Origin of the sequence: Kitasatospora sp. NPDC057198 (assembly GCF_042670125.1) — a bacterium.
Taxonomy (GTDB): Bacteria; Actinomycetota; Actinomycetes; order Streptomycetales; family Streptomycetaceae; genus Kitasatospora.
This window is the reverse complement of record NZ_JBHUWH010000662.1, coordinates 1-3,242: the sequence shown is the minus strand read 5'-3', so window position 1 is coordinate 3,242 and position 3,242 is coordinate 1. Positions and strand designations below refer to the sequence as shown.

Below are 3,242 nucleotides of genomic sequence, written 5' to 3'. Positions count from 1 at the left end.
ACCCCGGGGCCACCGTCCACGCGGTCGGCTTCGCCGAGGGACAGACCGTACGGACCCTGTCCTGGCAGACGGGCCGCCAACTCGGCTACGGCCCGCTGGAACCGGCCGAACTCGTCCGCCGACTGGCGGCCGACCCGCGCCCGGTGCTGCTCCTCGTCGCGGACCTGCACCGCGCCGGACGCGGGCCCGCCCAGCTGCCCGCCGCCTCCCCGGCCGAGGTCGTGGCGGAGCTGATCGCCCCTCTGCGGGAACTGCCCGGTGTCCGGTTGGTCGTCGAGACCGACACCGCCGAACTGCTCGGCGGCGACGACCCGTTGACCCTGCTGCTCGACGCCCCGGCGGGGGCGGCGCCGTTCGCGGAACCGGCGCCGCCGGACGGCCCGCAGGCCGGTGCGGACTGGCGCACCGCCACGCCCGAGCAGCGCGAGCACGCCCTCGACCGGGCACCCTCCGCGGCGGCCGCGCGCCGACTGCTGACCGACCCCGGCTACCTGGTGCACGGCTCGGTGGCAGCCGTCACCGCCGCGCTCGCGGACCCCTCGACGGCCGCGCCCCGCCACCTGCGCGAGGTCTGGGAGGACGCCGCCCCCGCCCTCTCGGCACGGGCTGACCGATGCGGAACGCGCCGCCCTCCTGCACGCTGCGGCGGTCGGCCGGGACCCGAGACTCGCGGAGTACCTGCGGCCGCTGGCCGAGACCTCCGCCTGGACCGCCGAGTGGTCGCTCCCCGGACGGGCGACCGCCGCACTGGCCCTGCTCCCCGCGACGGCGGACGGCCGTCGCACGGTGGTGAGCGCCGACGCCCTCGGCAGGCTCACCCGCCGCACCACGGCCGACGGCCGGGCCACCGGCAGCCCGGACGCGGGAACGCCCTGGTCCCCCCAGTCGCTTGCGGCCCTGGACGGCAGGTGCCTGCTCGGGCTCGACCGCTCGGGAGTCCTGAACCCGATCCCGCTCGTCCCCGGAGCGGTCCCGAGCAGCGCGCACCACATGACGCTGCACCACAACGCCAGGACCCTGCTGTCGGCCGACGACGGAATCACCGCCCTGGGCGCCTCCACCCGCTACGCCGCGCTCGGGGACGGCAAGGGCCGCGTCCACCTCTGGTCGCTGCGCGACCCCGGCCTGGGCGCACGCACCGTCGAACCCCACCGCTCCGGGGTGACCGCGGTCGCCTGCCTCGACCTGCCGGACACCGGCACGCTCCTCCTGCTCACCGGCGGTCTCGACGGAGCGGTCCGACTCTGGGACTCCGGCAGCGGCGAACTCATGCCGGGCCCCGTGGAACGCCGCAACGCGATCCCCACCGCACTCGGAGCCGCCGACACCGAGGCCGGGCCCGTCCTCGCCGTCGCCTGGTCCGACCGGCGGATCCACCTCTGGCACCTCTTCAGCGGGCGGGTGGCCCCGCTACCGGCCCTGCACGACAGCAGCGCGGTGGCGCTCACCGCGGACGGCCGCCTGCTGACCGCTGGGGCGGGTGGCCTGCACGCCCTCCGGCTCGACCTCGACGGGCTGTGGGCGGACGAGGGCTGACCCGCCGGAGCGGTCCTGGTCGGGCCGGTCCGGCGGTCCTGGGCGGGCGGGGTGTGAGAGTGCTCTCAGCGAGGGCGGGAGCCTTGGAGACAAAGCGACAATCTGCCTAGCCTGCGAGGGTGCCCCGGACGGGGTGCATCCGCCGTCGGGACGCCGAATCCTGCCCGGTCGACGGCGTTCCCACAGCACACACCACGGGCGGGAGCGGGGGACCCACGGCAGTACGCCCTGCCCGGCCACCGCCCCTGCCCGGCGGTGGGGACCGGGTGCGGCTCGGGGTGAAGCCGCGCGTGCGTGCGGCCGGGCGCGTGCGGTGATTCCGCGGCGGACCGAACCCGACAGCTCACCTCGCAGGCGTCGCGGAGGACCCCACCCCATGCGACCCACGCCCCTCGCCCGTACCGCTCCCGCCCGACTCGGCGTCCTGGCCGGCGCCGCCGCCCTGGTCGGCGTACCGCTCGCCGCCGGGCCCGCCGCGGCCCTCACCACCGGCGCCGTCAGCGTCGTCCAGGACCGGCTCGCCCCGACCGGGATGACCGCCGGCAGCGCGAGCACCGCCTCGCTCACCCTGCACGCGAACCGCTGCTTCACCGCGAAGACCGTCGGCGTCGGCGTCCGCGACGCGGCCGGGACCAACCTGGACTTCCCGGGCAGCGCGAGCAACGTCCGGATCTGCCCCGGCGGCGCCACCGTCACCACCGGCGCCCGCACCCTGCCGGCCGGGAGCTACACCCAGTTCGGGTTCTGGCAGGACACCGCGGGCGGCTGGCACAACCTGCCCTCGCGGACGCTCACCGTGGCCGACGCCGCGCCGAGCACGCCCGCCGAGCCGAGCGCGCCCGCCGCGCCCGCCATACCCGTCCCGGGCAAGGCGCTGACCTGGGCGGAGGAGTTCTCCGGCCCGATCGCCTGGGGCAGCAAGTGGACCGGCGACCGCAGCAGCGCGTACCGCTACGGCAGCCACAACCCCGACGACAACAAGCTCGACTGGCTGGCCCCGTCCGCCGTCACCGTCTCCGGCGGCGTCGCCACCTTCACCGCCACCCCGTCCGCGCACACCCTGGAGAACGGCAGGCAGGCGTGGGACACCGGCCTGCTCACCACCGAGTACAGCAAGGACGGCTTCCAGGTCCGCACCGGCGACTACATCGAGACCCGGGTCAAGCTGCCCGCCGGCACCGGGGCCTGGCCCGCGCTGTGGACCTGGAAGGACGGCAACAACGAGATCGACAGCTTCGAGTACCACCCGGACAACCCGAACCTGCTGGAGCTCTCCAACCGGATCCGCTCCGGCCTGAAGTACCACACCGACGCGAACGCGATCGCCCCCGACCGCTGGGTCACCATCGGCACGTACTACGGCGCGGACTCGGTCGACTGGTACGTCAACGGCGCGAAGGTGTTCTCCGACGGGACGGGCGTCGGCGCGAACTGGTCGGCCTACCCCATCCTCAACCTCTCGCTCAGCGCCGGGCAGTACCACCCGGCGGCGAGCGGCAGCGCACCGGTCGCGTTCAGCGCCGACTACCTGCGGGTCTACCGCTGACCCGCCGCTGATCCGCCGTCGGCGCCGCGTCAGGAGACGGTGAGCACGAACGGCGTCCGGTCGTTCGCCGGGTCGCGGTCGTCCGGGCTCACCACCCGTACCTGCCCCACTGCCTTCCGGCCGTGGGGCAGGTACGCGGCCGCCCGGACCGGCACCAGCG

3 protein-coding genes are annotated in these 3,242 nt (G+C 75.8%); 2 read left to right on the top strand and 1 reads right to left on the bottom strand.

The features are described 5' to 3' along the window. The coding region (locus ACFUEL_RS37415) for a hypothetical protein (protein WP_380242322.1) at positions 1-431 on the bottom strand (431 nt) is incomplete at its 3' end. Positions 432-789: 358 nt separating this feature from the next. On the opposite strand from ACFUEL_RS37415, the gene ACFUEL_RS37410 reads away from it, so the two are divergent. Then, positions 790-1,536: a hypothetical protein gene (locus tag ACFUEL_RS37410; protein WP_380242321.1), complete on the top strand. Its 747-nt coding sequence runs from the start codon at positions 790-792 to the stop codon at positions 1,534-1,536. 376 nt (positions 1,537-1,912) lie between these two features. Continuing rightward, positions 1,913-3,082, top strand: coding sequence for a hypothetical protein (locus tag ACFUEL_RS37405; protein ID WP_380242319.1), 1,170 nt, complete (start codon positions 1,913-1,915; stop codon positions 3,080-3,082). Positions 3,083-3,242 lie beyond the last annotated feature (160 nt).

Coding starts and splice junctions, on each gene's coding strand:
- ACFUEL_RS37405 (WP_380242319.1), top strand. CDS start 1,913: ATGCGACCCACGCCCCTCGCCCGTACCGCTCCCGCCCGACTCGGCGTC.